Source organism: Bifidobacterium sp. MSTE12 (assembly GCF_000513015.1).
Classification (GTDB): domain Bacteria; phylum Actinomycetota; class Actinomycetes; order Actinomycetales; family Bifidobacteriaceae; genus Bifidobacterium; species Bifidobacterium dentium.
In genome coordinates this window covers 12,739-36,007 of the sequence record NZ_AZYA01000048.1, presented here as the reverse complement: position 1 = coordinate 36,007, position 23,269 = coordinate 12,739, and the positions used below count along the sequence as shown (strand labels likewise).

Sequence of the window (23,269 nt, the reverse complement as noted above, 5' to 3'; positions counted from 1 at the left end):
TCCTTGCCTTGAAGTCCCTTATGCGTCGATCCAACTGACCTTGTTGGCATTGCGCTGGATGAACAGACGGCGTGGTTCGACTTCGTCTCCCATGAGCATGGAGAAGGTTTCGTCGGCCGCGGCCGCATCCTCAATCTGCACCTGCTTCAGGATGCGATGTTCCGGATCCATGGTGGTTTCCCACAGTTCCTGATAGCTCATCTCACCCAGACCCTTATAGCGCTGGATGCCCTCACCCTTCGGCAGCTGACGGCCGGCGGCCTTGCCTTCGGCGAGCACACGGTCACGTTCGGCGTCGGTGTACACAAAGTCGTGCGCACCCTTGGTCCACTTCAGACGGTACAGCGGCGGCATGGCCACGTACACGTAGCCGGCGGTGATCATCGGCCGCATGTAGCGGAAGAACAGTGTCAGATTCAGGGTGGCGATATGTGCGCCATCCACATCGGCATCGGCCATGATGATGACCTTGTGATACCGTACCTTGCTCAGATCGAAATCCTCGCCATATCCGCCGCCGACGGCGGTGATCAGCGATTCGATGGTTTCGGACTTCATCATACGGTCCAGGCTGGCGCGCTCGGTATTGAGGATCTTTCCTCGCAGCGGCAGAATGGCCTGCGTGATCGGGTTGCGCCCTTGGATTGCGGAGCCGCCTGCGGAATCACCCTCCACGATGAACAGCTCGCATTCCTCAGGATTGTTGGATTGGCAGTCCTTAAGCTTGTCGGGCATGCCGGCCGATTCGAAAATCGACTTGCGACGTGTGTTCTCACGTGCCTTCTTGGCCGCGATGCGCGCACGGGAGGCCTCGATGGCCTTCTGGATGATGTTCTTGGCTTCGCTCGGGTGGGCGTCGAACCAATCGCCAAGCTTATCGGTCATCACACGCTGCACGAAGGTCTTGGCCTCGGAATTGCCGAGCTTGGTCTTGGTCTGGCCTTCGAACTGCGGGGTTGTGAGCTTGACGGACACTACTGCGGTCAGGCCTTCGCGCACATCGTCGCCGGAGAGGTTCTCATCCTTGTCCTTGAGAATGTTCTTCTCTCGGGCGTACCGGTTGATCAGCGAGGTCAACGCCGCTCGGAAACCTTCCTCGTGGGTGCCGCCTTCGGTGGTGGAGATGGTGTTGGCGAAGGTGTGCACGGCTTCTGAATAGGCGGTGGTCCACTGCATGGCGATTTCCGCGGAAATGCCGATTTTCAGATCTTCCGCCTCGAAATCGATGACGTCCTCTTCGACCGGCGTCGCCTTGCGGGACTTGACCAGATAGTCGACGTAGTCCTTGATGCCTTCGTTGTACTGGTAGGTGACGGTCTGATGCTTGGTTTCGGTCTCGTCAAGCTCACCGGCGACCTCGTCGCCCGCCTGATCAGGCTCGCGCAGATCGGTCAGGGAGAGCTTCAGTCCCTTGTTCAGGAAGGCCATCTGCTGGAAACGATTGCGCAGGGTTTCGAAATCGTAGGTGGTGGTTTCGAAAATCTTGCCGTCGGCCCAGAAGGTCACGGAGGTACCGGTGGATTCACCTTCGGTCATCGGCTCGCCCTTGGCCAGACGGGCGGTCGGCTTCTGGTCGACGTAGGTCTGTGTCCAGTGGAAGCCCTGACGACGCACTTCGATATCGACGCGGGTGGACAGCGCATTCACCACGGAGATGCCCACGCCGTGCAGACCGCCGGAGACCGCATATCCGCCGCCGCCGAACTTGCCGCCTGCGTGCAGCTTGGTCATCACGGTCTCCACGCCGGAAACGCCCTCGCCAGGCACTTCGTCGACCGGGATGCCTCGTCCATCGTCGACCACGCGTACGCCACCGTCCGGCAGAATCGTCACCTCGATATGCGACGCATAGCCGGCCAAAGCCTCATCGACGGAGTTGTCGACGATCTCATAGACCAGATGGTGCAGGCCGCGTGGGCCGGTGGAGCCGATATACATGCCCGGACGGATACGCACCGCCTCAAGGCCTTCCAGCACCCTCAGATCGGAGGCGTCATAGTGTTCGGGCGACAATGAGTCGTCGAGCTGCGCATCTTCGAGCTGATCGTTCTGAATCTGATCTTCCTGCGTGTTTTCAGCTGATTCGTTCAGCGAATCCGCGTCAAGGTCTGCCACAGAGATTCCTTCCTGCATTTTTCCCGCCGATGAAGGTCATTTGCGCGGGCGATACCACCTAGAACGCAAATAAAGGCCCCTTCTAGGCGTTTACATACACTGCTTGATATTCTACTCATGGAGGGGGACACCTCAATAGAGGCAGTATTCCTCGGAATAGAGCCGATTTCGCCGCTTGTTCATGGAAAGCGAGGAAGGCACCGCCCCGATGCGCGTGAAACCAACGGAGATTCAGTAGCGGGTACGCCGAGAAATCCGCCCACGGCTGAATGACTGCTGCTGTGGGCCCGTCACCCGCACCTCGTTGATGGTCAGTCCTTCGAGTTTTTCGCGGATGATGCGCGTGAGCTCGGGAATCATATAGTTCATCGTGGTAGTCCACGCCGGACTGTCGCAGCGAATCGTCAGGATGCCGTCACGCAGGGATACCGGATAGGTGTGCATGGCGTTCTCCCGACCGACCACCTGGTCCCAATGATTCTGCATCTGCGCGATTTTCAGATGTGGCGTCCACTTGCCCTGGGTTGCGATCAAGCCGAAGATGTTGCCTACTTTCTGCGGATCCCGCCCGGGTTTGCCGAAATTCTCCCACGCCAGTCTCGCCTTGCGTTCACGTTCCTTCAGCAGTCCCGCACGATGTGAGACGCGTTCGAACACCTCCGCAGGCAACTTGCGTTGGTCCAGCTTGAGTATGTCGCATACGGGAGGATTCGTCATCAGCGCTCTTCCGCCTTCCGTCCTGCCGCCAGTGTGGCCATCAGCGCACCCAGCGCACCGTCATCGTCGGCATGATCGCGTAATGCGGCCACGTCGATCACATGCGCCTGCGTTGCGGGAATGTCGCTGGCCGCGGCGACGGTGATCAGCACCTGATCCTGCCGTCTGGCGAAATCCATAATCTGCTCGCGCCGGGACTCGTCAAGCTGGGCGAACACATCATCGAGAATCACGATCGGCTTGGTCTGCTGGTCGGCGCAGACCGTTTCATACAATGCCATCTTCAGAGCCAACGCCATCGTCCACATTTCACCATTCGAGGCGAATTCGCGAGCCGGCATGCCATGCAACGTCAACGTCAGATCATCGCGATGCGGACCAATCAGGTTCTGTCCACGTGCCACTTCGCCGGGGTAGATGCGCTGGAAATGCCGACTGATTTCCGCGGCAGGACCATCGTAGAGCATCACTTCGTCGAAAGAAGGCTCATAATGCAACAATGCCTGCTGGTCGATTCCCGCCAGAGACGCATATACACGGCTGAACGGTTCGGAAAGCCGTTCGATCAGCATGGCACGGTCACGGGTCAAGGCCATGCCGATGTCGATGAATTGGCCGGTCCATATCTCCAGCCCGCTCAGGGCGGCCTGCCGACCATACTGAGGATCGAAGTCACCACGGTCCCCGAGCTGCTTAAGCAGGGCCGTACGCTGTTTGGCCACATGCGTGAACTGTTGCAGCCGCTCCATATAGTGCGGTATCAGCAGGGCACCGGCCTGATTGATGAAATTGCGTCTGGTGGCCGGATCTCCCGATACCAGACGCTGATCTTCAGGGGTGAACGATACGGACGGAATCTTGCCGATGACATCCCTCATGTACAGGGAATTGCCACCGTCGATACGTGCTCGGTTGGCGCCTCGCGCCGCGATGGTCACCTCATAGGAATGCCGGTTCCGGTCATCTTCCACGTTTGCGCGGATGGTTGCCGAGGCGCAGCCTCTCTCGATAAGCGGTAGTGAGGATGAGGTGCGATGACTGGAACCGGTGGACAGCACCTCCACGGCTTCCACGATGTTGGTTTTGCCCAGTCCGTTCGCCCCTTGCAGGATGTTCACTCCCGGCTCGAAATCGAGCACGCAACGCTCCCAGGAACGGTAGTGGTCGAGCGCGAGCCGTGAGATGTGCATGGATGGGAACCCTCGAATCATATATAAGTACGGGCTGAATATGCCCGTTTAGGCGATATTCAGCCCTGATGTCGGTGAATGCCGTCAGCTGTTGAAGCGCATCGGCACGAGCAGGTAACGGTAGTCCATGGATTCGTCGGAATCCGCTTCCTGCTGGCCGTTGAATTCCACCGGCTTGACCGCCGTGGTCATCTTCATGCGGACGAATGGTTCGCTGATGGCGCTCAGACCTTCGATCAGGTAGGACGGGTTGAAGGCCACGGTGATGTCATCGCCGTCCATGTCGATATCAATGATCTCCTTGGCCTGCGCCTCATCGGCGGTGCCTGCGGACAGCGTCAGCTCTTGTCCGGCGAAGGCCATGCGAATCGGGGCATTGCGTTCGGCGACCAGGGAGACGCGCTTGATGGCACCGATCAGGGATTGCTTGTCGATAATCGCGTGAATCGGGTATTCGTCGGCATATAGGCGGTCGACGGCGGGGAATTCCCCGTCAATCAGCTGCGAAGTGGATATGCGGCCGGCGTTTTCGAAGCCAAGCAGAGAAGGGCTCTCCGGATCGAAATCGAGCACGATGTTCTGATGCTCGTCGAGCGAACGGGCCACGTCACGGAGGAGCGCTCCACGTACTAGGGCAGTGGTGTTGATGTCGGGATTTTCCGGAGTCCAGGTGAAGCTCGAGCGGGACAGGCGGAAGCGGTCGGTGGAGCTCATGATGACCTTATCGCCTTGGAACTGCACGCGAATGCCGGTCAGTACCGGGCGGTTCTCTTCACGGGAGACGGCTACGGAAGCTTGGTTGACGGCCTGCATGAACGTGGGGGAGTCCACTTGGCCGAGCTTGGCCGGAACCACGGGGAGATCCGGATATTCGTTATCCGGCATCAGCTGCATGGTGAAGGTGGACTTGCCGGAAGTGATGGTCATGGTCGAGCCGTCGGTTGATAGGTAGGTCTTCTCGGAGGGGAGCGACTTGGTGATATCGGCAAGGAGTTTGCCAAGTACCAAGGCCGTACCGGCTTCATCGATGCCCGCTTCGATATGGTGACGTGCGGAAATCGCATAGTTGAAGGCGGAGAGCTGCAAAATGCCATCGATGGCTTCAAGACGGACGCCTGCCAGAATCGGCGTTGCAGGACGGGCGTCGATAACGCGGGTGGTCCAGGCTACTGCGTCGGCAAGCGCTTGGGAGTTGATTTCGACTTTCATGACGGATTCCTCATTTCGTTCAGGCTACAAGTCATTCTAGCGAAGTGCGCGGTGTTTGCGCATCATGGGGAATTCCCCACTTATGGCGATGACGATGATCTTTCAATAACCAACTCTCTTCGTCATAATAAGGCCTGTGGATAATGTGGGTAAGTTCCGGGACCACATTATTTGCAAGGGCAAAGGTGGATAACTCGATTGTGGATAACATTGGGATGACTTGTGGAAAAAATGACGACTTATCCACAGACAGAATCAAGTCTGCGGCTTATCCACAACCTACGATGATGCATCCACGAGTTGCCCACGGACGAATTAGGTGTTTTCAACGGCTTACCCACGGGATTTTCCCACATTTGTGCATAACCATGTGGATAAATTCGACGATTATTGTGCACAGCACGGCGTGTCAACTTCGGTAAATATTTACTTCAGTAAAATATTTTACTAGATAATGACAATGCCGGTGAGACCTTATTTTTCAGAGGAATGTTGCTTCAGACGAACCGTCAGTTCCATCACATAGTTGTAGATTTCCTGCTTTTCCTGCATCTCATCGCTGATACGGGTATAGGCATGCATGACGGTGGTGTGGTCCTTGCCGCCGAATACCAGGCCGATGTCGTTCAGGCTCATGCTGGTGAGCTCACGCACCAGATACATGGCCACCTGACGAGCCAAGGCGATGTTCTTGGTGCGGGAGCGCCCGACGATATCGTCGAAGGTCAGATGGAAGTACTTGGCTACCTGACTGATGATGTCAGCCGGCTTGATTTCCACATCGGAGGTGAAGAAATCTTGCAGGGTATGCTCTGCCAACGCACGGGTGACCGGTTGGTTGCTGAGCGAGGCCATGGCGGTCACGCGGTTCAGCGCACCTTCCAACTCGCGGATGTTTTCGGTAAAGCGTTCTGCGATGAGATTGAGCACATCGTTGGGAATGTTGGAGCCGTTCATGGTGGCCATCATGCGCAGGATGGCGATTCGGGTCTCCAGATCCGGCGGCTTGACGTCGACGGTCAGGCCGGATTCAAAGCGGGAGATCAGGCGTGCCTGGAACCCCTTGAGGTCTTTTGGCGGTACGTCGGAGGCGATCACAATGCGCTTATTGGCCTGATGCAACGTGTTGAACGTATGGAAGAACTGTTCGAGTGTAGCTTCCTTGCCGCTCAAGAACTGGATGTCGTCGATCAGCAGCACGTCGACCTCGCGGTAACGGCGGTTGAATTCCTTGATCTGGCCGGAATTCTGGTTGGTATCGCCCAACGCTTCGATGAATTCGTTGGTGAATTCCTCGCTGGTTACGTAGCGGACCTTCAGATTCGGATCCTTGACCAGGGCGTAATTGCCGATGGCGTTCAACAAGTGCGTCTTGCCCAGACCGGAGCCGCCATAGATACATAACGGGTTGAAGTCGTGTCCCGAACCTTCGGCTACGGCAAGGGCGACGGTACGTGCGAACCTGTTGGAGTCGCCTGGTACGAACGTATCGAAGGTGGCATTCTTGTTCAGATGCGTCTGTGGGTCCAGCAAAGGCCTGTTCTGGCCGCTGGTGAACGTTCCCTGCTCTGTGGGTCGGAACGGCTGTTCCGGCATGCTTGCGGGGATGGGAAGCTGGCCTTGGGTCGATTCCTCGCGTTGGGTGCGCGGTTTGCGGTCGAAGTGCGGATATTCCTCGATGTCCGGTTCGACGGTCTGCTGCATTGGCACGATTTTGAATGCGGGGAAGATATCCTGTTCGGCGGAATCCTTCAGCGCCTCCATCAGCGGTTGGTTCAGTTCGGTCTGCAACGCCTGCTGGGTGGCCGCACTGGGCACGCACAATACGATGGTCGGGCCCCACATGCCTTCGGGCACCACATTCTCCAGCCAGCCCTTGTCGCGGGCGGAGAGCTTGGGATTCTGGCGCAGCAACGCCAGTGCGTCGGACCATACACCGCGAGCCTGATCAAGAGGATCATGGGGAGTATCGACCATGGATTCCCTTTCCCAATAGAAGGCCTACGGATGTGCAACTGTTTCTTTTTACTCCCTTTTCCCCAAGTTATCCACCGTCTAGCGTGTTGAAACGTCTGAAATGTGAATAACATAAGTGTAGTTTGTGGATAACTTTCGTGGGGAATTCGGCGTTGTTCCAACGATTTTGTGGATATTGCACGGGGGAGATTCCCCGCTTATCCAGTGAAGGACGACGCATGATTTTTGACTGTGTTCAGGGGTCAGAGTAATTTAGTAGAGCTTGACTCATGAGGAGCCGTGCCTTGGCATGGCTAAAACACCGGGAGCATTAATTATGAAGAGGACATTCCAGCCGAACAACCGTCGTCGTCACATGAAGCACGGTTTCCGCCATCGCATGCGCACCCGCGCAGGTCGCGCTCTGATCAATCGTCGCCGCGCCAAGGGCCGCAAGTCCCTCGCTGCCTGATTGTATTTAGTGGCATAGCGGTGGAACGGCTGAAAAGCCATCGCGATTTCGTCGCGGTGCTCAAACGCCGTCGTAGGGTATCGCGTGAAGACATCGTCGTACATTATGCAATGCATGACGATGTCTTCATATCCGATTCCTCGGCGAGGAGTGGCCGACGTGTCGGTCTGGCCGTTTCCAAGGCTGTCGGTAACGCAGTAACGCGTAATACCGTCAAACGTCGTTTCCGTGTGCTCGCGCGAAAGCACGAATTCTTACTGCCTGAATCCTGCGACATCGTTTTGCGTGCGAAGCCTAGCGCGGCGCATGCCGATTTTTCATCCTTGGATCATCAGATGGCAGTCTGCTTCGAGGCGATAAGCCGTAAGGCAGCACATCAATGACGAGGATGGGGCGTAGCGGTGATTGGATGATTCGTGCCATACGTTGGTATCAGCGTCACATTTCCGCGAAAACCCCGCCCTGTTGCAGATACTATCCAAGTTGTTCCAATTACGCGATTCAGGCTGTGACACGTTTTGGCTGCCTCAGAGGCGGCCTTCTTGCCTTTTTGCGTATCCTGCGCTGCAGGCCTTGGAGTCGCGGGGGAATCGACGATGTTCCGCAGCGCTATTCCATTTGCTATAGATTTTCGTGGTCAAAGGCTCATGAAGAGCCACGACTCACACCACTGGCCGCAGACGATAAGGAGACGGGCCTGCAATGCTGAATCAAAATCAATTTCTCCTCGATAGCGGTTTCTGGGGCTGGTTGTATAAGCTCCTGACGCCAATCGAGTGGCTCATGACGCAGATCATGGCCATTTTCCATAAGTTTCTGACTCTGTTGGGTATGCACCCAGTCGGCTTCTCGTGGGTGCTATCCATCATCTTCCTGGTGCTCGTGGTGCATGCGTGCGTGTTCCCGCTGTACTACAAGACCATGAAGTCGATGAGCAAAATGCAGGAAATCCAGCCGAAGATGGCGCGCATCCAGAACAAATACAAGGGCAAAAACGATCAGGCCAGCAAAGAGGCCATGCAGCGTGAAATGATGAAGCTGTATCAGGACAACGACGCGAACCCGATGGGCTCGTGTCTGCCGATGCTGATTCAGGGCCCTATATTCATGTGCATGTTCTACACGCTGTCGGCCATTCCATACATCGCCCGCGGCAAACGTGCCGCGCTGGGCGCTTTTGATCAGGCCACCGCGTTGCAGTTCACCAAGACCACGGTGTTCAATACCAATGTCACCGATAACTTCATGACGGCCAACATCGGCGGTAAGGTCGTCATCGCCATCTTCGTGGCGCTGATGTGCTTCTGCCTGTGGTTCATGCAGTACAACAACATGAAGCGCAACATGCCTCAGAATGGTCCGCAAACCAAGCAGACCGAGATGATGCAGAAGATGATGCTTTGGATGTTCCCGATCATGTACATCTTCTCCGGTGCCACCATGCCGTTCGCTGTGCTGGTGTACTGGCTTGCCAACAACATTCTGAATCTTTGTCGTTCACTATGGCAGGTCTACGCCTTCCCGACTCCGGGTTCCCCGGCGGCGGAAGCCAAGACCGTTCGCGATCACGAACATGAGAATGCCCGCCGCGTCAAGGCCGGCCTTCCGTCTCTCGAAGAAGAGGAGTTGGAGAAGGCCAAGATTGCAGCCGAGAGCAAAACGAAGAACGGGTATCAGCGGCAGCAGCCATCTCGCAAGAAGAAAAAGAAGTGAGCAAGGTGTCCCGTGTTTCACGTGAAACACGGGACACGCCCTTCCTTCAGGGTTATTACCGAAGTGATAAACAGGACTTAGACTGAGAACAGACACCCCGCTCAAAGGAGTACACAACCATGGCGCAAGATGATGAAAAGACCATCGATCAGCTCAATGAAGAAGCTGATATCGCTGCCGATTATCTTGAAGAATTGCTGGATATCGTCGACTATGAAGGCGATATTGAGATGGGCGTACGCAACAATCGCCCGACCGTACAGATTGTTGCCGATGATGACACTGATATCAAGCATCTGATTGGCCGCAATGGGGAAGTGGTGGATGCCTTGCAGCAACTCACCCGTTTGGCGGTTCAGCAGAAGACTGGCGAACGGTCTCACCTCATCGTGGACGTTGACGGCTATCTTAAGCATAAGCGTCAGCGTCTGCATGATATCGCATTGGATGCCATCGACGAAGCGCGTGAAACCGGTGAGCCGGTGGATCTCAAGCCGATGAATTCTTTTGAGCGCAAGATCGTGCATGATGTAGTTCGTGAGGAAGGACTGAAGTCCCGCTCCCACGGTGAAGAGCCGCATCGTTATGTGACGGTGTACCTCAAGTCGGGATCTACCGGAACGACCACCGAAGAGGATGATTTCGAAGATATCGTCGAAATCTGATTCGTTTCACGTGAAACATAACGCCGCTATTGTGCGGCGTTTTTTTATGTGTGACAGCTTCGAAGGTCAATATTCCGGTTGCGTCTTAGACCTGTGAGTGCATCACGGAAGAACATCGTCCCCTCTCTCTACTACGACACTGCCGTCGTGTTATTCATGGAGGTGGTTGATATCCCTGTGGTTATAGGATAGAGAGCATGACTGAAGTGACTGACGAACTTGATAATTCGCCGATTTTGGAAGAAGTACTTGGGGATGCGCTCGTGAAGTTGCGTATTTTTCATGACAAACTAGCACAGGAGGGAGAGCCCCGCGGACTTATCGGACCGCGTGACGTCGGTATTATCTGGGAACGACATATCCTGAATTCTGCGGCGATCGTGCCATTTGTACGTGAAGCAACGGTACGCAGGCAATTCAAGACGGTGGCTGATATTGGTAGTGGCGGTGGATTCCCTGGAATCGTCGCGGCCGCATGTCTGCCGGATCATCGGTTCACGTTGGTGGAGCCCATGGAACGTCGCGTCGAATGGCTCAATGAATGTGTCAACGACATGGGCCTTGACAATGTCACGGTGGTACGGTCACGCGCCAATGCAATGATCGATGCCATCCGCGGTTCCAAAACCAGCAGGAAGAACAGGGGAGCAATATCGCATACCACTCCCGTACTCGACCTGGATGGTAATCCAATTGCCATAAGTCATCCGTTTGCCGTGGTGACCTGCCGTGCCGTAGCACCTATGACCAAACTTTCCGGATGGACGTTGCCCTTGCTTGAGACGGGAGGTCGTCTAGTCGCCTTGAAAGGACAATCTGCACAAGATGAGATCGATAAGGCCTCGAAGGAGATTGCCAAGAGCGGGGGAGTCCGTCCTCGGGTGGTTGATGCCGAGGTGGGGCCGGGACTGGAATCAACGCATATTCTGATGGTCGACAAGAGATAAGTTATCCACAATTTGGCGAAGTTATCCACTTTGTCCACACTTGTAGACGTTATGATTTGGGATGAAAAAATTTTCGCTATATTGCAACGTTTATCCTGTGGATAATTTTTTAAGCGCCATGTAAGTTATCCACCAACTATACACAGTTATCCACATTTATGCACAATGTACTACATGTCCACCCAAATGAAGAAACTTGAACATACTGTAAGTAATCGAGGAGGGCTAGTTCATGACTGGACCTGAAGGACCAGACAACCTGACGTCTATGGAATCCGCCACGGATACCATTAAACGTATTTTCGGAGGAAGCTCCTCCCCGTTAGGCGCACAGATAGCTGATGAATCATCGCGATATCGTGCTCTGCAGAAGGTGACGTTCCCTAAACCGGAACGTACTCGCATGATTGCCGTAGCCAATCAGAAAGGTGGCGTCGGCAAAACGACGACCGCGGTGAACGTTTCCTCCGCGCTGGCACAGTATGGTGCCCGAGTATTACTGATTGATATGGATCCGCAAGGAAACGCTTCCACCGCTCTTGGAGCGCGGCATACCTCGGGGGAACCTTCCGTGTATGACGTGCTTGAAGGGCGTATGAGCATTGCCGAAGTCAAGCAGACCTGTCCTGATTGTGAATTGCTCGACGTGGTGCCGGCCTCCATCGATTTGAGTGGTGCCGAGCTGGAAGTCGCCGATATGACTGACCGCAATGTATTGCTCAAACGTGCGGTCGATGAATTCCTGAACACCAGCGAACAGCACTATGACTATGTGATCATCGACTGCCCTCCGAGTTTGGGACTGTTGGTCATCAATGCCATGTGCGCGGTTACGGAGATGTTGATCCCAATTCAGGCGGAGTATTACGCACTGGAGGGACTTGGACAACTGATTAACACCATCGGTTTGGTGCAGGAGCATTTCAATCCCGCCCTGCTGGTATCCACCATGCTGGTTACGATGTTTGATAAGCGTACGCTGTTGAGCCGTGAAGTGCATGAGGAGGTCAAAAAGCACTATCCGACCATCGTGCTTGACACCACCATTCCGCGTACGGTGAAAATCTCCGAAGCTCCGAGTTTCAATCAGAGTGTGATCGCCTACGATCCGAAAGGTATGGGAGCGATTTCCTATTGCGAGGCTGCATTGGAAATCGCACGTCGTTCCCCGACGGTGCTGCAGGCTATTGATGCGAGAAGAAACGAGAACTGATTATGGCTACGAAGTCGCGTTTGGGCAAGGGTCTTGGAGCGTTGTTCCCCGCTTTGCCGGGGGAGAGCCAGAAGCACGAAGATGTTGTGCAGGAGCCTCAAGCCACTGCCGAGAAACCGCAGGATAGCAAGACTTCCGTTGCTACTGCACAGGCCTCCGTCGATGCCGTGCATGGCATGAAACAGTCCGGCAAAAAGAGTGTTTCACGTGAAACTGTGAAAAAAACTTCAAGTCGACGGAATGCAATGCCCTCCATTGCCTTGAATGAAACCGCCCATCCTGCGGATATGTTCTTCGGTGGTTCCGGTCTGGGGGTGGAATCGTCGCAACAGTCGGTTGAGAAACAAACAAGTGTTTCACGTGAAACCGAATCATCTGACAAGAAGAGCGAAGAGCTGGAATTGTTGCCGGTTCAAGGCGGCTATCTTGTCGAATTACGACTCAGTGACGTTGGTCCGAATCTGCATCAGCCACGTACCATCTTTGATGAGGATGATTTGCGTGAGTTGGCTGACTCCATTCAGGAAGTCGGCGTGCTTCAGCCAATCGTTGTGCGTAAGCGCCCAAGCGAGCAGATCGAGGCCGCACGTAAGGAACAGCCTGAACAGGCGCAGGAGAGCGCAAAGAATGCGTCTGAGGCCCATAATATGTTCGAGGGCCGCATGGACAGCATGTACGAGCTCATCATGGGTGAGCGTCGTTGGCGCGCTTCGCAGATTGCCGGTCTGAAGACGATACCGGCAATCGTCAAAACCACTGCGGATGACGATATGCTGCGCGATGCTTTGCTGGAGAATCTGCATCGTGTTGCATTGAATCCACTGGAAGAGGCGGCCGCATATCAGCAGATGATCGATGATTTCGGTTTAACGCAGGCGCAGCTTTCCAAATCTGTTTCGAAGTCACGCCCGCAGATTGCCAATACCCTGCGGTTGCTGCATCTGCCGGCGGTCGTACAGAAAAAAGTCGCTTCGGGACTGCTTTCCGCCGGACATGCCCGCGCATTGTTGGGCCTGCCTGCCGAATCTGACATGGAACAGCTGGCGACTCGCATTATTTCCGAAGGATTGTCAGTGCGTAGCACCGAAGAAATCGTGTCGATGAAGGTTTCCGAAAGCGATCAGCCGAAGAAACCCAAGGCGAATAAGCTGAATCCCTGGGCTGGTACTCCGGTGCAAATGGGTCTTGAACAACGTTTCGGTACCAAGGTGTCAATCAAGGGATCCAAGAAGCATGGCCGCATCGAAATCGTGTTCAAATCCGAAGACGACATGAACCGAATCGTCGATCTGCTCATGCAGCAGCAGTGATTGATATGTCCGCTTCATCGATATGTCCGTGGGAGGGAATGACATATCCTATTACGGCGCACTCCGGGCCGCTCAGGCCGAGTCTCTACGGTCTTAAATAGGATATGCCACACCTCCCCCCTCTGTGGACACATGACAAAAACAAGCGCGTAATACGGGACTTGCTGCGGGAATGCGGCAGAAAACCGGGCAGACTACTGCAGATAGGATTGGGCGTCGAGAGCGGCGCGGCAACCCATTCCGGCGGCGCTGATGGCCTGGCGATAAACACTATCGACGCAGTCGCCGGCGGCGAAAATTCCCGGAGTGCTGGTTCTGGTACTGGCACCTTCCACTCGGATATATCCGGCCTCATCACGATCTACCACACCATCAAGGAAAGTGGTGGCGGGAGTGTGTCCAATAGCGACAAAAACCCCATTTGCAGAAATAACTTCCACAGATTCGTTTTTCAAGTTACGTATAGAAATTGAATTAACTCCATTATCATTTCCATTAATCTCTTCAATTACGGAATTAAGAACGAAATCAATCTTCGGATTGTTCTTGGCTCGTTCAACCATAATTTGAGAGGCGCGGAACGAATCACGGCGATGAATCAGCGTAACGGAGGATCCAAAACGGGATAGGAAATCGGCTTCTTCGAAGGCGCTATCTCCGCCACCTATTACAACAATCGGCTTATCTCGGAAGAAGAATCCATCGCAGGTTGCGCAGTAGGAGACGCCCTTGCCGGAGAATTCGGATTCGCCTGGTACGCCGAGTTTGCGATACTGGGAACCGGTGGCTACTACCACGGCCCTAGTCTGATATATGTCGCCTTGGTCAAGGGTTACGGTCTTCGTATCGGATTCGACATCGACGGTAACGGATATGACATCGTCCCAGATGATTTCGGCGCCGAACTTTTCAGCCTGCTTCCTCATGTTGTCCATAAGGTCGGGACCGAGAATGCCATCGGGAAATCCCGGAAAATTTTCCACCTCAGTGGTGTTGACCAGCTGTCCGCCGGGAGTCAGTGCCCCGGCGATGACCAGTGGTCTGTATCCCGCACGGCCTAGATAGATGGCTGCAGTGTATCCTGCCGGGCCGGATCCGATAATAACTACATCTCGCAAATCGCTCATGGTCCCACCATACGAGCACTTCCGCCGAGCCATGCCGTATGAGCTCAGGGCGTATTCCACCCGTTATCGTATTTTGCGATAACCGGTCATCACGAAGGTTGGAAGAGGGAATGAACATGACGGATGCTGGCTGTTTCACGTGAAACAGCCAGCATCATATCGTTGGCACATCAGTGAAAATCAGTTGCCGAAATCGACTTCGCCGAGTTTTTCGATGAGCTTCATGTTCTCACTGTAATCGACAGGGCAGGCGATGATGTCGACGCCGGACTGGTTCTTTAACGCCTCGCATAGGGTGGGGTAGAGCTCGTCGGCCGCCTCTATCACATGACCACACGCTCCAAAACTATGGGCCAACTCCAGCACATCCGGATTATCGAAATCGACATCCTCGTACGAGCCATTGTGAATGTTCATCTTCCATTTGATCAGGCCATAGGCCTTGTCGACCCACACCAGCACCACCATACGCGCACCTACGCGAACGGCCGTCTCTATTTCCTGCACGTTCATCAGGAAACTGCCATCGCCCATTACCGCCAATACTGGTCGGCCAGGATTTTCCAGTGATGCGGCCACGGCGCCGGGCAATGTCCATGCCATGGTAGACAACGAATTGTCGATCACGCAGGTGTTGGAATAGTACGTCGGGTACAGGCGGGCCATCCACATCTTCAATGCGCCGGTGTCTACCAGCGTGATATCGTCATCCGCCATGGCGCGACGGGTGTCATATACGATACGTTGCGGTTTCATCGGGAAAGAATCATCGCTTGCATACGAGCGGAATTCCGAATTCAACAACTCGTGAATCAACGGGTGCGATTCGTCGAAGCGAATGCCTTTCACTTGAAGACGGGTGATCAACGCCTCCAAAGTCTGGTCGATGTCACCCATGATATTCAATGCGGTTGAATAGTGCGCATCGGTATCTTCAATAAAGGTATTGATATGAATGATAGTCTTATCATCATTTGGGTTAATTTTCTTTGGGTCGAACTGTTGAATGGAAAAGCCGACAGAGATAATTAAATCAGCTTCATCAAAAGCAAAATTTTCATAATCATGTTTCATGAAACCGACTACGCCAAGTGCGTTCGGAATATGATCCGAAATCACGCCCTTGCCTTCGAAGGTGGTGGCCACCGGCACATTCAGCTGTTCGGCCAGTGCCAGCAGACGATTCTCAGCATGGGCGCGGGCCACGCCGTTACCGGCCAGAATGATCGGATGCTGCGCCTGACTGATGATGTCAGCCGCGCGGGCGATGGTACCGTCCGTCGGGCGGATATGCATAGTATCCGGCAACGGCAGTGGCCTGATTCCGGCTGGAACGGGCATCTCGGCCACGTCTTCGGGCAGAATCAGACAGGTTGCACCGGGGCGTTTCCGCTGTGCTACGGAGAAGGCCTTACGGATGATTTCCGGCACCGAACTTGGTGTGGCGATCATACTGGTCCATTGCGTCAGTGGGCGGAACACCGACACCAGATCCACGATCTGATGTGATTCCTTGTATAGACGGCTCACATTGCCTTGTGCGCAGATGGCGACCATCGGAATGGTACTGGCGTTGGCTTGCGCCACCGGCAGGGTGAGATTCAATGCGCCCGGTCCGAGCGTGGCCAGGCAGACACCCGGTTTGCCGGTGAGATGGCCTTGCGTGGAGGCCATGAAGCCCGCTCCCTGCTCATGGCGGGTCAATACGAAACGTATGCGTCCATCGCGTTCCAGGGCTTCCATCAGCGGGATGTTCTCTTCGCCGGGAATGCCATAAATGACGTGTACGCCTTCGTTGACCAGGCATTCGACGAACAGGTCTGCGACATTGCGCACATGTTCGTGGTGGGTGGCCTCCGGAGTATGTTCCGAAGCGTTTTCGATAGTGATTTCAACGGTGTTCTCTTGGTTCACGAGGTCACATACTAACGAGTGTCATGTAACGAATGCGGTAACGTTCCGCACCGCCATGCAAACGAAAACATGCGAAGGCCCCGTATCATTCGTTCTTCGTCGAGTAATACGGGGCCCGGAGGAACACCAACAAGAAATACGGCGCTTAGAACACTTGGAAGCTGTCGATATACAGCTGGTTGCCCGGCAGACTGTCCAAAGGCACCCACAGCAGGATGTCCTGCGTGTTCACGGTCCTATCGAACTTCACATCGGTGGTGCCGCTGGCATCGAACTCGAACTGTGCCACCTGCTCTCCTTGAGTGGGGTTCGACGTGGTATTGACACGCACATAGCCCTGACCGCCCGAAGAGCGGATCTTGATGACCAGACGGTAGACATCATGCGGCTGACTCAGATGCACATAGTAGCCGTAGCCCTGCTGCCCGTCGGGATTGGACACGAACTGACGATTGTCGATCTCATACGGGGTGTTGTTCTCCGGCTGCTTCGGGTCCGGTACCTTCTTGGCCTTCTTATCAGTGGTAATGACATTATCTTCCGCCTGCTTGGTGGCCTTCTTCGTAGCGGAGGGGCTGGCGTCGGCGTTCGCCGCCGAGCTGGAGTCATCGGAGGGCTGCGTAGTCTCGGTGCCGAACGGGACATCGTCAAGATTCATCTCCGGCCAGGCGCTTGCGGAAGTGCCGGCGGAAGTGCCCGTGGAAGTGTTCTTGGTCAGTCCGTGGATGGCGAATCCCAAGGCTACCGCCACAACGATGACGGCGATGATGATGGCCACGACCTTGGTCTTGACCTTGCCGAACAATGTGGCATCCGCCACGTCGGAGGAATCATCTTCAGTCGGCGGATTCTTCGGTGCGAAACTTGGTGGTACCGGTGCGTTGCCGGCTGCGTAGGCCGCGTCAATGGCGGCACGTTCGGCTTCCAATGCGCGTTGGGATTCCTCGCCGGGTTGAATGATCTGACCGTCGGCGCCGATGACCGGAATGCGCCCGGTCTTTTCCAATTGGGATTCCGCATCGGTGTCATCTGATATGGAATCGGCGGTCACCGTGATGGGGAATGAGAATTGGGTCGCGGCGTCATCCACTACGCCGTCGATGTCCTCTTCGCTGAGTACGGCTTTGCTGTTGGCCCATAGCGCTTTGACGGCACCGCTGGTCGCGGCCATGCCCTTGGCGATGGCCTCCTTGCTGTCGGACAGATCGGTGTGTGGTTCCGGAGCTTCGAAATTCAGTTCGGGAATACTGCCGGAACTGACCAGCTTATCCGGCAGTGCAATGGTGTCTTCGTCGAGGATCTGCAACACCGGAACGTTGACGATGGAACACTGCGAATCCGTGGAAGGCAACGCGATGTCGGATCCCGTCAGCTCCTGCAGCGGCTGATAGTGGTCGAGCAACGCATCCAGCTCGGCAAGCGTTGCCATCGGAATGGTCGGGACTCCGTCCTCTTCCTGCAACTCAAGGCCGCGCTTGCAGATGACGCGGAATTCCATGGGAGTGTCCTGTGACAGTGCCGATAGATTGAAATCAGTGGCAAGCGTCGACGGCTTACGGGTCAGCATGGCATACAACAGTGCGGCGATTTGGCGAATCGCAAGCTGCTCCCTGCCATCCGCGGATTGGACGCGGGACATGTCGGCGAGCATGATGCTGACGGGAGCGTCGGCAATCTGCACGCCGTTGCGAGTCAGACGCACGGTGTCGGTGCTGATGGAGAAATGCGTGAGATTGTTCTGCTGCAATACACGCAGAGCCTCCAGCACTTCGCCCAGTATGGATCGCATCGCTTCATAGCTCAACGGCTGCACTGCGGGACTGGACAGGTAATCGCTAAGTGAGATGCCGGAATCAAGCTGTGTGATCACCAGAGCGACGTCATCGACATGCTGCAGTTGCAGCACCGGCGTGAAATGCGAATCATGCGAGATGGCCAGCATGGAGGCGGCCGCATTGACGTCGGCCAGCGCCTTCTTGCTATTGACGATGAAAAGCTGGCAGTCTCGTGCGAGCACGTGGTCGCTGGCTTTCCATACCTGTAGACCCGTTTCTTCGCGAAGCGGCGAGACCAGCACATAACGGTTGCTGACGGTATCTCCCAGCTGAGGTTTCATAGGTTCCTTCGGCTCTGTAATAGGTGTGTTCGTTCGAGTGCTGCCAGTTGCCGGCACTGGGGATATTCTACCGTCCGGGCTGGTCGTGCGCATTCCCGGAATACGGCTTGTCACCATGGCGATGACAGAGGTCAGTTCCTCGGAACGCAACGCCCACAGCGCGGCCAGATAGACCACGGTGATGATGATGGTCAGCAGTATCGCCGCAAGTACGGCCTGCCCCCAGTTCATGGAACCATCATCCCGTCCGATATGCGCGCCGACCAGCGTATAGACGGCGTTACGGCACAGCAGGCCGACGGCCGCCGCGACGATTTCCGCCAATGTTGCCTTGGCATAGGCGCGCAGAATACGCGAGCCATCGATATTGCCGGCGAAACGGGTTCGCAGCATGCGCATCAGCAGAGGGTAGGGGAGGATGAAACTCACCGTGATGACCGCGCCGATCAGAACGATCCATTGCGTGGGAGGCAGCAATGCGGCTCCGACGATCAGGGCGAGTGCTTGAAAGCCCATGGTGATCGCCATGAAGATGAACGGATGTTTGCCGTCTTCGAAGGCGTAGAACGTGCGCTGGATCACTAGGTATGAGCTGGCATAGGGCAGGCCGATGCCCAATGCCATCAACGGTGCGCTGATCAGCAATGCCTCACGTACGGATACGGAAGGCAGCAGCGCAAGCACGATCGGCAGCGGCAGCACGATGAATGCCGTCGCCAGAAAGCACATGATGAGGTTGAGATTGCGCAATGCGGAGCTCAGATCGTTGCGGGCCTCACCGATATTGCCGTCTGCAACGGCCTTGGAAATCTTCGGGAAGATGGCCGTAGCGATCGATACCGCGATCAGTGAGTAAGGCAGCATGTAGATCGTATAGGCGTTCTGATAGGTCGCGTTGCCGGCGACATCGAGCTGATTCATGCCATAAAGCTGATGGGCGCGATATGGGGCGCTGGTGGCGATGCGCGTAAGGATCACGTTGACGATCTGATCGACGCCTACGATGCCAAGACTCCAGGCGGCCACCGGTCCCATCGAACGCAATCCGATGCCGCGAATGCCGAATTTCGGGCGGTATCGCAATCCGATACGAGTCAACGGAACGAACAGGATCAACGCTTGGAATGCTACGCCGATCGTCCATGTACCGGCGGTAAGCAGAATCTTATCGGAGGACCAGAAACCGACGGGCTGTTCCGAAGCGCGGCCGAACAGCGCGATGAACGCGCCGAAGCCGATGCAGCTGATGACATTCGCACCCACCGAGCTCCATGCGTAGGTGACGAAATGGTCCTTGGCCGCCAGAATCTGCCCGATCACCGTATAAAGGCCATAGAAGAAAATCTGCGGCATGCACCATAACGTAAATGCGTTGGCGAGAGCCATCGTGTCCGGACCGCCGTTCACATACAGCTTCGTCAGCAACGGTGTGCAGACGGCCATCAGCAGCGTCACGCCGAGCAGCATGGTGATGGACAACGTGATCAGCTTGTTGAGTTTGGTCTCAGCGTCCTTGTCCTTCAGCGTGCGCACGATCTGAGGTACGAGTACCGCGTTGAAGATGCCACCGGAAACCAGCGTGTAGATGACCTGCGGAATCATCGATCCGGCTTGGTAGGCGTTCGCGGCGTAGCCGGTGGTGCCAAGCGCCCACGCCAGCAAAATGGTGCGAATCTGCCCGGTCACGCGGGAAGCCGCGGTGCCGGAGGCCATGATCAGTGAATTACGGCCAACGGAAGAACTCATTCGTCGGGATCCTTCTTACGGTTGAATTGTCGCCAAAGGCCCAGCGCTGCAAGCAGCACGGCAATGCCGATGATTACGAAACCGCTTTTGTCGCTGATCTGCAGGGCGCTGGTGATATGCGTAGTCTGCACCGCACCGAACACGGTGCCCTGTCGGTCCATCAGAGACAGTGTGGCGTCGGCGTTGCCGGAAGTGGCCACGCGAATGGTGAACGCGACCTGGGCTTCACCATGGGCCGGCACCTCTACGGTATCCATGCGCGACGTGACGATTTCCATGGAATTGGTCCTCGATGAAACCTTTACCGTCACCGGGTAAGGGTGGCTGTTGCTGATGGTCACCGGCATTTTCGCCGTTTCGCTCACCACGGTCACGTTGTCCGTCGGAGTAATGGCCACGCCGTCGGTCAGTAGCGAAGCGAGCTGTTGGGCGCCCTTGACCATCGTGTCGCTGTGAGCGGAGTCGTTGCTCAAGGCATGCAGGGCCAGCGTGGATTGCGCGCGGACGAGTTGCTTGCGCCATTCGACGATAGCGTCGTTGTCGTTGAGTTTGTCATCATCCGTCAGGATGAACGCATTGAATCTGGCGACGTCATTGGACGTGTCGGTCAGGGTGTTCAGCGTCTGCTCGATGCCGGTGCGCCTGTCGGCGCTCAAACCGTCGGTGTCGGGTACCGCTGCGGTCGCATCGTCACCGGTCAGATGTGCGTCGGCGTCGGCCAACGTGTTGAGGTCGGTGATATTCAGCCAAGAGGATTGTTCGATGACGGACATCAGGGCGTCCACATCGGCAGGATTGCCGTTGGCGGACAGGCAGACCAAAAGGTTACGGTCCGAATACGGCTGTTCCATCTGGTAGAACGCGCTTTGTGCGGCGAAACGGGCCAGTCTGCCTGCTGAGGAGCCTTCGCCGTCGGCCTCGGCCTGTGTGCTGGTTGCCTTGCCTTGCGCCAGATCGGTCAACACGTTTTGCGCCGACAGTACCGTGACATCGCCTGCATCGGTGGAAACTACGGTTTTGCCGGTTTCCACGGTGGCGGCGTCGCTTTCATCGAAGTCGTGAGTGGCGATGACCGTATCGTATCCCTGCTGTTTGGCCTGCGTCAGTGCCTTACTGGTCCAATTGCCCGTTCCTTGCCAAGCATAGATGCGAGCCTGCGCACGTGCGTCTCCCAATGCCGAACGATAAGTTGAAACGGCCTTTTTGGCATTCCAGGAGGATCGTTTCACACCGGCCCTGCTGTAGCCTTCCGCATTGTCCATGGACGAATATGCGGTGATGTCGAACGATGCCGGTTGCATGATGCCGTCCACTTGCGTTGGCATCGTCATGGCTTGGAGATAGGTGGGATCGGCGATTGTCTGCAGGCCGTCATGCTTGGCGATGACCTGCTCCAGCTCCTTGGGTTTGGCGTCATCCTTGCCGAGCGTCACGATTTTCGCTACGGTACCCGACTTGAGACCGCCCTTATCGACCAGCTGTTCCAGCACATTGGTATCCGTGGTCCACCCGTCCGATGAAAGTGGCTGGACCACGGTGATGTTCATCGCCGGGGTGGAGGGCGTATTGAGTCCGGTGCCGGAACGGGTCACGAACGTGTGCACTTCATCAATTGGTGTGTTGTCGGCCTGATAGCTGAGCAGAACGGGCTTCGGGCCCCACGTGTTGATGGCCTGCAACGATTGCTGCGTGGCATCCGCGTCGATGGAGACGCTTGCTGATGCGCCCGGCTGCAGGGCGGGCACCTGTACCTGTCCGACGGTATTCGGCGTGGGGATGCGCGCGGTGCCTTCGGACCATTCCTGAATGTCATTGCGCGACACGAATGTGTAAAAGGCGTTCAACGCCAACGTGAGCGTGCCCTCAGGCAGGTCATGGTCAGTGGTGTTGGTCACCGTGGCCGTCACGTGGTATCCGGAGGAATCCGTCATCACTGCCGTCGAGGAGTCGATGGTCAGCGTATCCTGTTGCCCGTCCTCGGCGAAGGCCGTATGCGTGGGAACGTATAACAGCAGTAACGCCATGGTCAGCACCATGGCGAGGATTGCCGATAGCGCGCGCAGGGCACGCGAAACGTTCCGATATGCGGAGTGATTCACCATTAAGCCTGTCTGTTGAGTTTCCTTGCGTACAGCCATGCGATCTTCCGTTCGTTCGGATAGCTCAGCACGTCATCCAAATCATTGAAATCCACCCAGATGGCATCCTCGGCCTCATGGTCGGGGTCGCCTTCCACCGTCAGTTCACCGCCGATTTGGCGCAGCGCAAAATGGTGCACGAGCTTATGCACGCGCTGGCTGGTACCGGTGAACCAATAGTCGATGGTGGCAATGGAATCGACCACTTCGCCTAGGATTCCGGTCTCCTCATGCACTTCGCGCACTGCGGTCTGCTGCGGGGTCTCGCCTTTTTCGATATGGCCCTTCGGCAGACACCACTCCAAATGTCCGCTGCGCGAATGTCTGGCGATGATGGCCACGCGCCCACGGTCATCGAAGACCAGTCCGCCTGCGGAGTATTCTCGCACCACCGGGAGTTCCTGCGCATCCAGCGAGGCGAAGGTGGTCGGTCCGTCGCCGGTCCGTCGCTGCGGCATCATCGCCGGTGTGGGCGTGCTGGGCGTGATGATGGTCTGCCGTTCCAAGGAAACGGACTGTGACGTGTAGAGCAATTCGTCCGGTTCCATCGGATTTTGGGTATGCTCGTCCGCAGCATGGGCAAGCATGCGTGCAAGGTCTGCGGGCGTAATCATGGTTTTAACCATACTCACCCAATGTTGAAAACAGAAACCCGACACCTTATTCCTAGAGGCAGTGTTGCGAAACCTACGCAAGCCGGCGACAAGATGCTGGCATGCAG

18 protein-coding genes are annotated in these 23,269 nt (G+C 55.9%); 8 read left to right on the top strand and 10 right to left on the bottom strand.

Annotated features, from left to right (window positions below):
* Positions 1–18: 18 nt before the first annotated feature.
* The 5 genes from gyrB to dnaA form a co-directional block, all read right to left on the bottom strand.
* Positions 19–2,133, bottom strand: a complete 2,115-nt coding sequence (gyrB, locus tag HMPREF1494_RS10725) for a DNA topoisomerase (ATP-hydrolyzing) subunit B (RefSeq protein WP_034522929.1) — start codon at positions 2,131–2,133, stop codon at positions 19–21.
* A 213-nt stretch (positions 2,134–2,346) separates the two neighbouring features.
* Entirely contained in the window at positions 2,347–2,832 is a 486-nt protein-coding gene (locus HMPREF1494_RS10720; RefSeq protein WP_003838112.1) for a DUF721 domain-containing protein, read from the bottom strand.
* The gene (recF, locus tag HMPREF1494_RS10715) at positions 2,832–4,022 is read right to left on the bottom strand and encodes a DNA replication/repair protein RecF (RefSeq protein ID WP_034522926.1); all 1,191 of its coding nucleotides are present in this window, start codon (positions 4,020–4,022) and stop codon (positions 2,832–2,834) included. The genes HMPREF1494_RS10720 and recF overlap by 1 nt, the downstream gene beginning before the upstream one ends.
* 84 nt (positions 4,023–4,106) lie before the next feature.
* On the bottom strand, positions 4,107–5,231 hold the full coding sequence (dnaN, locus tag HMPREF1494_RS10710; RefSeq protein WP_003843023.1) for a DNA polymerase III subunit beta: 1,125 nt from the start codon (positions 5,229–5,231) through the stop codon (positions 4,107–4,109).
* Positions 5,232–5,705: 474 nt separating this feature from the next.
* Entirely contained in the window at positions 5,706–7,208 is a 1,503-nt protein-coding gene (gene dnaA / locus HMPREF1494_RS10705) for a chromosomal replication initiator protein DnaA (RefSeq protein WP_003838119.1), read from the bottom strand.
* Between the two features lie 316 nt (positions 7,209–7,524).
* Here dnaA and rpmH point away from each other — a divergent pair, with 316 nt between their 5' ends.
* From rpmH to HMPREF1494_RS10670, 8 genes are all read left to right on the top strand, one after another.
* Entirely contained in the window at positions 7,525–7,659 is a 135-nt protein-coding gene (gene rpmH, locus HMPREF1494_RS10700; RefSeq protein WP_003843024.1) for a 50S ribosomal protein L34, read from the top strand.
* A 20-nt stretch (positions 7,660–7,679) separates the two neighbouring features.
* The gene (gene rnpA / locus HMPREF1494_RS10695; protein ID WP_034522923.1) at positions 7,680–8,042 is read left to right on the top strand and encodes a ribonuclease P protein component; all 363 of its coding nucleotides are present in this window, start codon (positions 7,680–7,682) and stop codon (positions 8,040–8,042) included.
* Positions 8,043–8,068: 26 nt separating this feature from the next.
* A complete protein-coding gene (gene yidD, locus HMPREF1494_RS11400) occupies positions 8,069–8,368 on the top strand; it encodes a membrane protein insertion efficiency factor YidD (RefSeq protein WP_074696013.1) in 300 nt (99 codons plus the stop codon).
* Positions 8,362–9,372 carry a membrane protein insertase YidC gene (gene yidC, locus HMPREF1494_RS10690; RefSeq protein WP_034522919.1) on the top strand — a complete coding sequence of 337 codons (1,011 nt, stop codon included), beginning with the start codon at positions 8,362–8,364 and terminating at the stop codon, positions 9,370–9,372. The genes yidD and yidC overlap by 7 nt, the downstream gene beginning before the upstream one ends.
* Before the next feature lie 119 nt (positions 9,373–9,491).
* Complete coding sequence (locus tag HMPREF1494_RS10685; RefSeq protein ID WP_003843026.1) at positions 9,492–10,037, top strand: Jag family protein; 546 nt, start codon at positions 9,492–9,494, stop codon at positions 10,035–10,037.
* A gap of 197 nt (positions 10,038–10,234) precedes the next feature.
* A complete protein-coding gene (gene rsmG, locus HMPREF1494_RS10680) occupies positions 10,235–10,984 on the top strand; it encodes a 16S rRNA (guanine(527)-N(7))-methyltransferase RsmG (RefSeq protein WP_034522914.1) in 750 nt (249 codons plus the stop codon).
* 268 nt (positions 10,985–11,252) lie between these two features.
* Positions 11,253–12,197 carry a ParA family protein gene (locus HMPREF1494_RS10675; RefSeq protein ID WP_034522911.1) on the top strand — a complete coding sequence of 315 codons (945 nt, stop codon included), beginning with the start codon at positions 11,253–11,255 and terminating at the stop codon, positions 12,195–12,197.
* Positions 12,198–12,199: 2 nt separating this feature from the next.
* Positions 12,200–13,507, top strand: coding sequence for a ParB/RepB/Spo0J family partition protein (locus tag HMPREF1494_RS10670; RefSeq protein ID WP_034522907.1), 1,308 nt, complete (start codon positions 12,200–12,202; stop codon positions 13,505–13,507).
* Positions 13,508–13,701: 194 nt separating this feature from the next.
* On the opposite strand, the gene trxB is transcribed toward HMPREF1494_RS10670, so the two are convergent.
* The 5 genes from trxB to HMPREF1494_RS10645 all read right to left on the bottom strand — a co-directional run bounded on the left by trxB (position 13,702) and on the right by HMPREF1494_RS10645 (position 23,162).
* On the bottom strand, positions 13,702–14,634 hold the full coding sequence (gene trxB, locus HMPREF1494_RS10665; protein ID WP_034522905.1) for a thioredoxin-disulfide reductase: 933 nt from the start codon (positions 14,632–14,634) through the stop codon (positions 13,702–13,704).
* A 180-nt stretch (positions 14,635–14,814) separates the two neighbouring features.
* Entirely contained in the window at positions 14,815–16,518 is a 1,704-nt protein-coding gene (locus HMPREF1494_RS10660; protein WP_196336292.1) for an acetolactate synthase large subunit, read from the bottom strand.
* A 175-nt stretch (positions 16,519–16,693) separates the two neighbouring features.
* Positions 16,694–20,410, bottom strand: coding sequence for a murein biosynthesis integral membrane protein MurJ (locus HMPREF1494_RS10655; RefSeq protein WP_034522899.1), 3,717 nt, complete (start codon positions 20,408–20,410; stop codon positions 16,694–16,696).
* On the bottom strand, positions 20,407–22,512 hold the full coding sequence (locus HMPREF1494_RS10650) for a DUF6049 family protein (protein ID WP_034522896.1): 2,106 nt from the start codon (positions 22,510–22,512) through the stop codon (positions 20,407–20,409). Before HMPREF1494_RS10650 ends, HMPREF1494_RS10655 begins: the two co-directional genes overlap by 4 nt.
* Positions 22,512–23,162, bottom strand: a complete 651-nt coding sequence (locus tag HMPREF1494_RS10645; protein ID WP_003844443.1) for an NUDIX hydrolase — start codon at positions 23,160–23,162, stop codon at positions 22,512–22,514. Before HMPREF1494_RS10645 ends, HMPREF1494_RS10650 begins: the two co-directional genes overlap by 1 nt.
* Positions 23,163–23,269 lie beyond the last annotated feature (107 nt).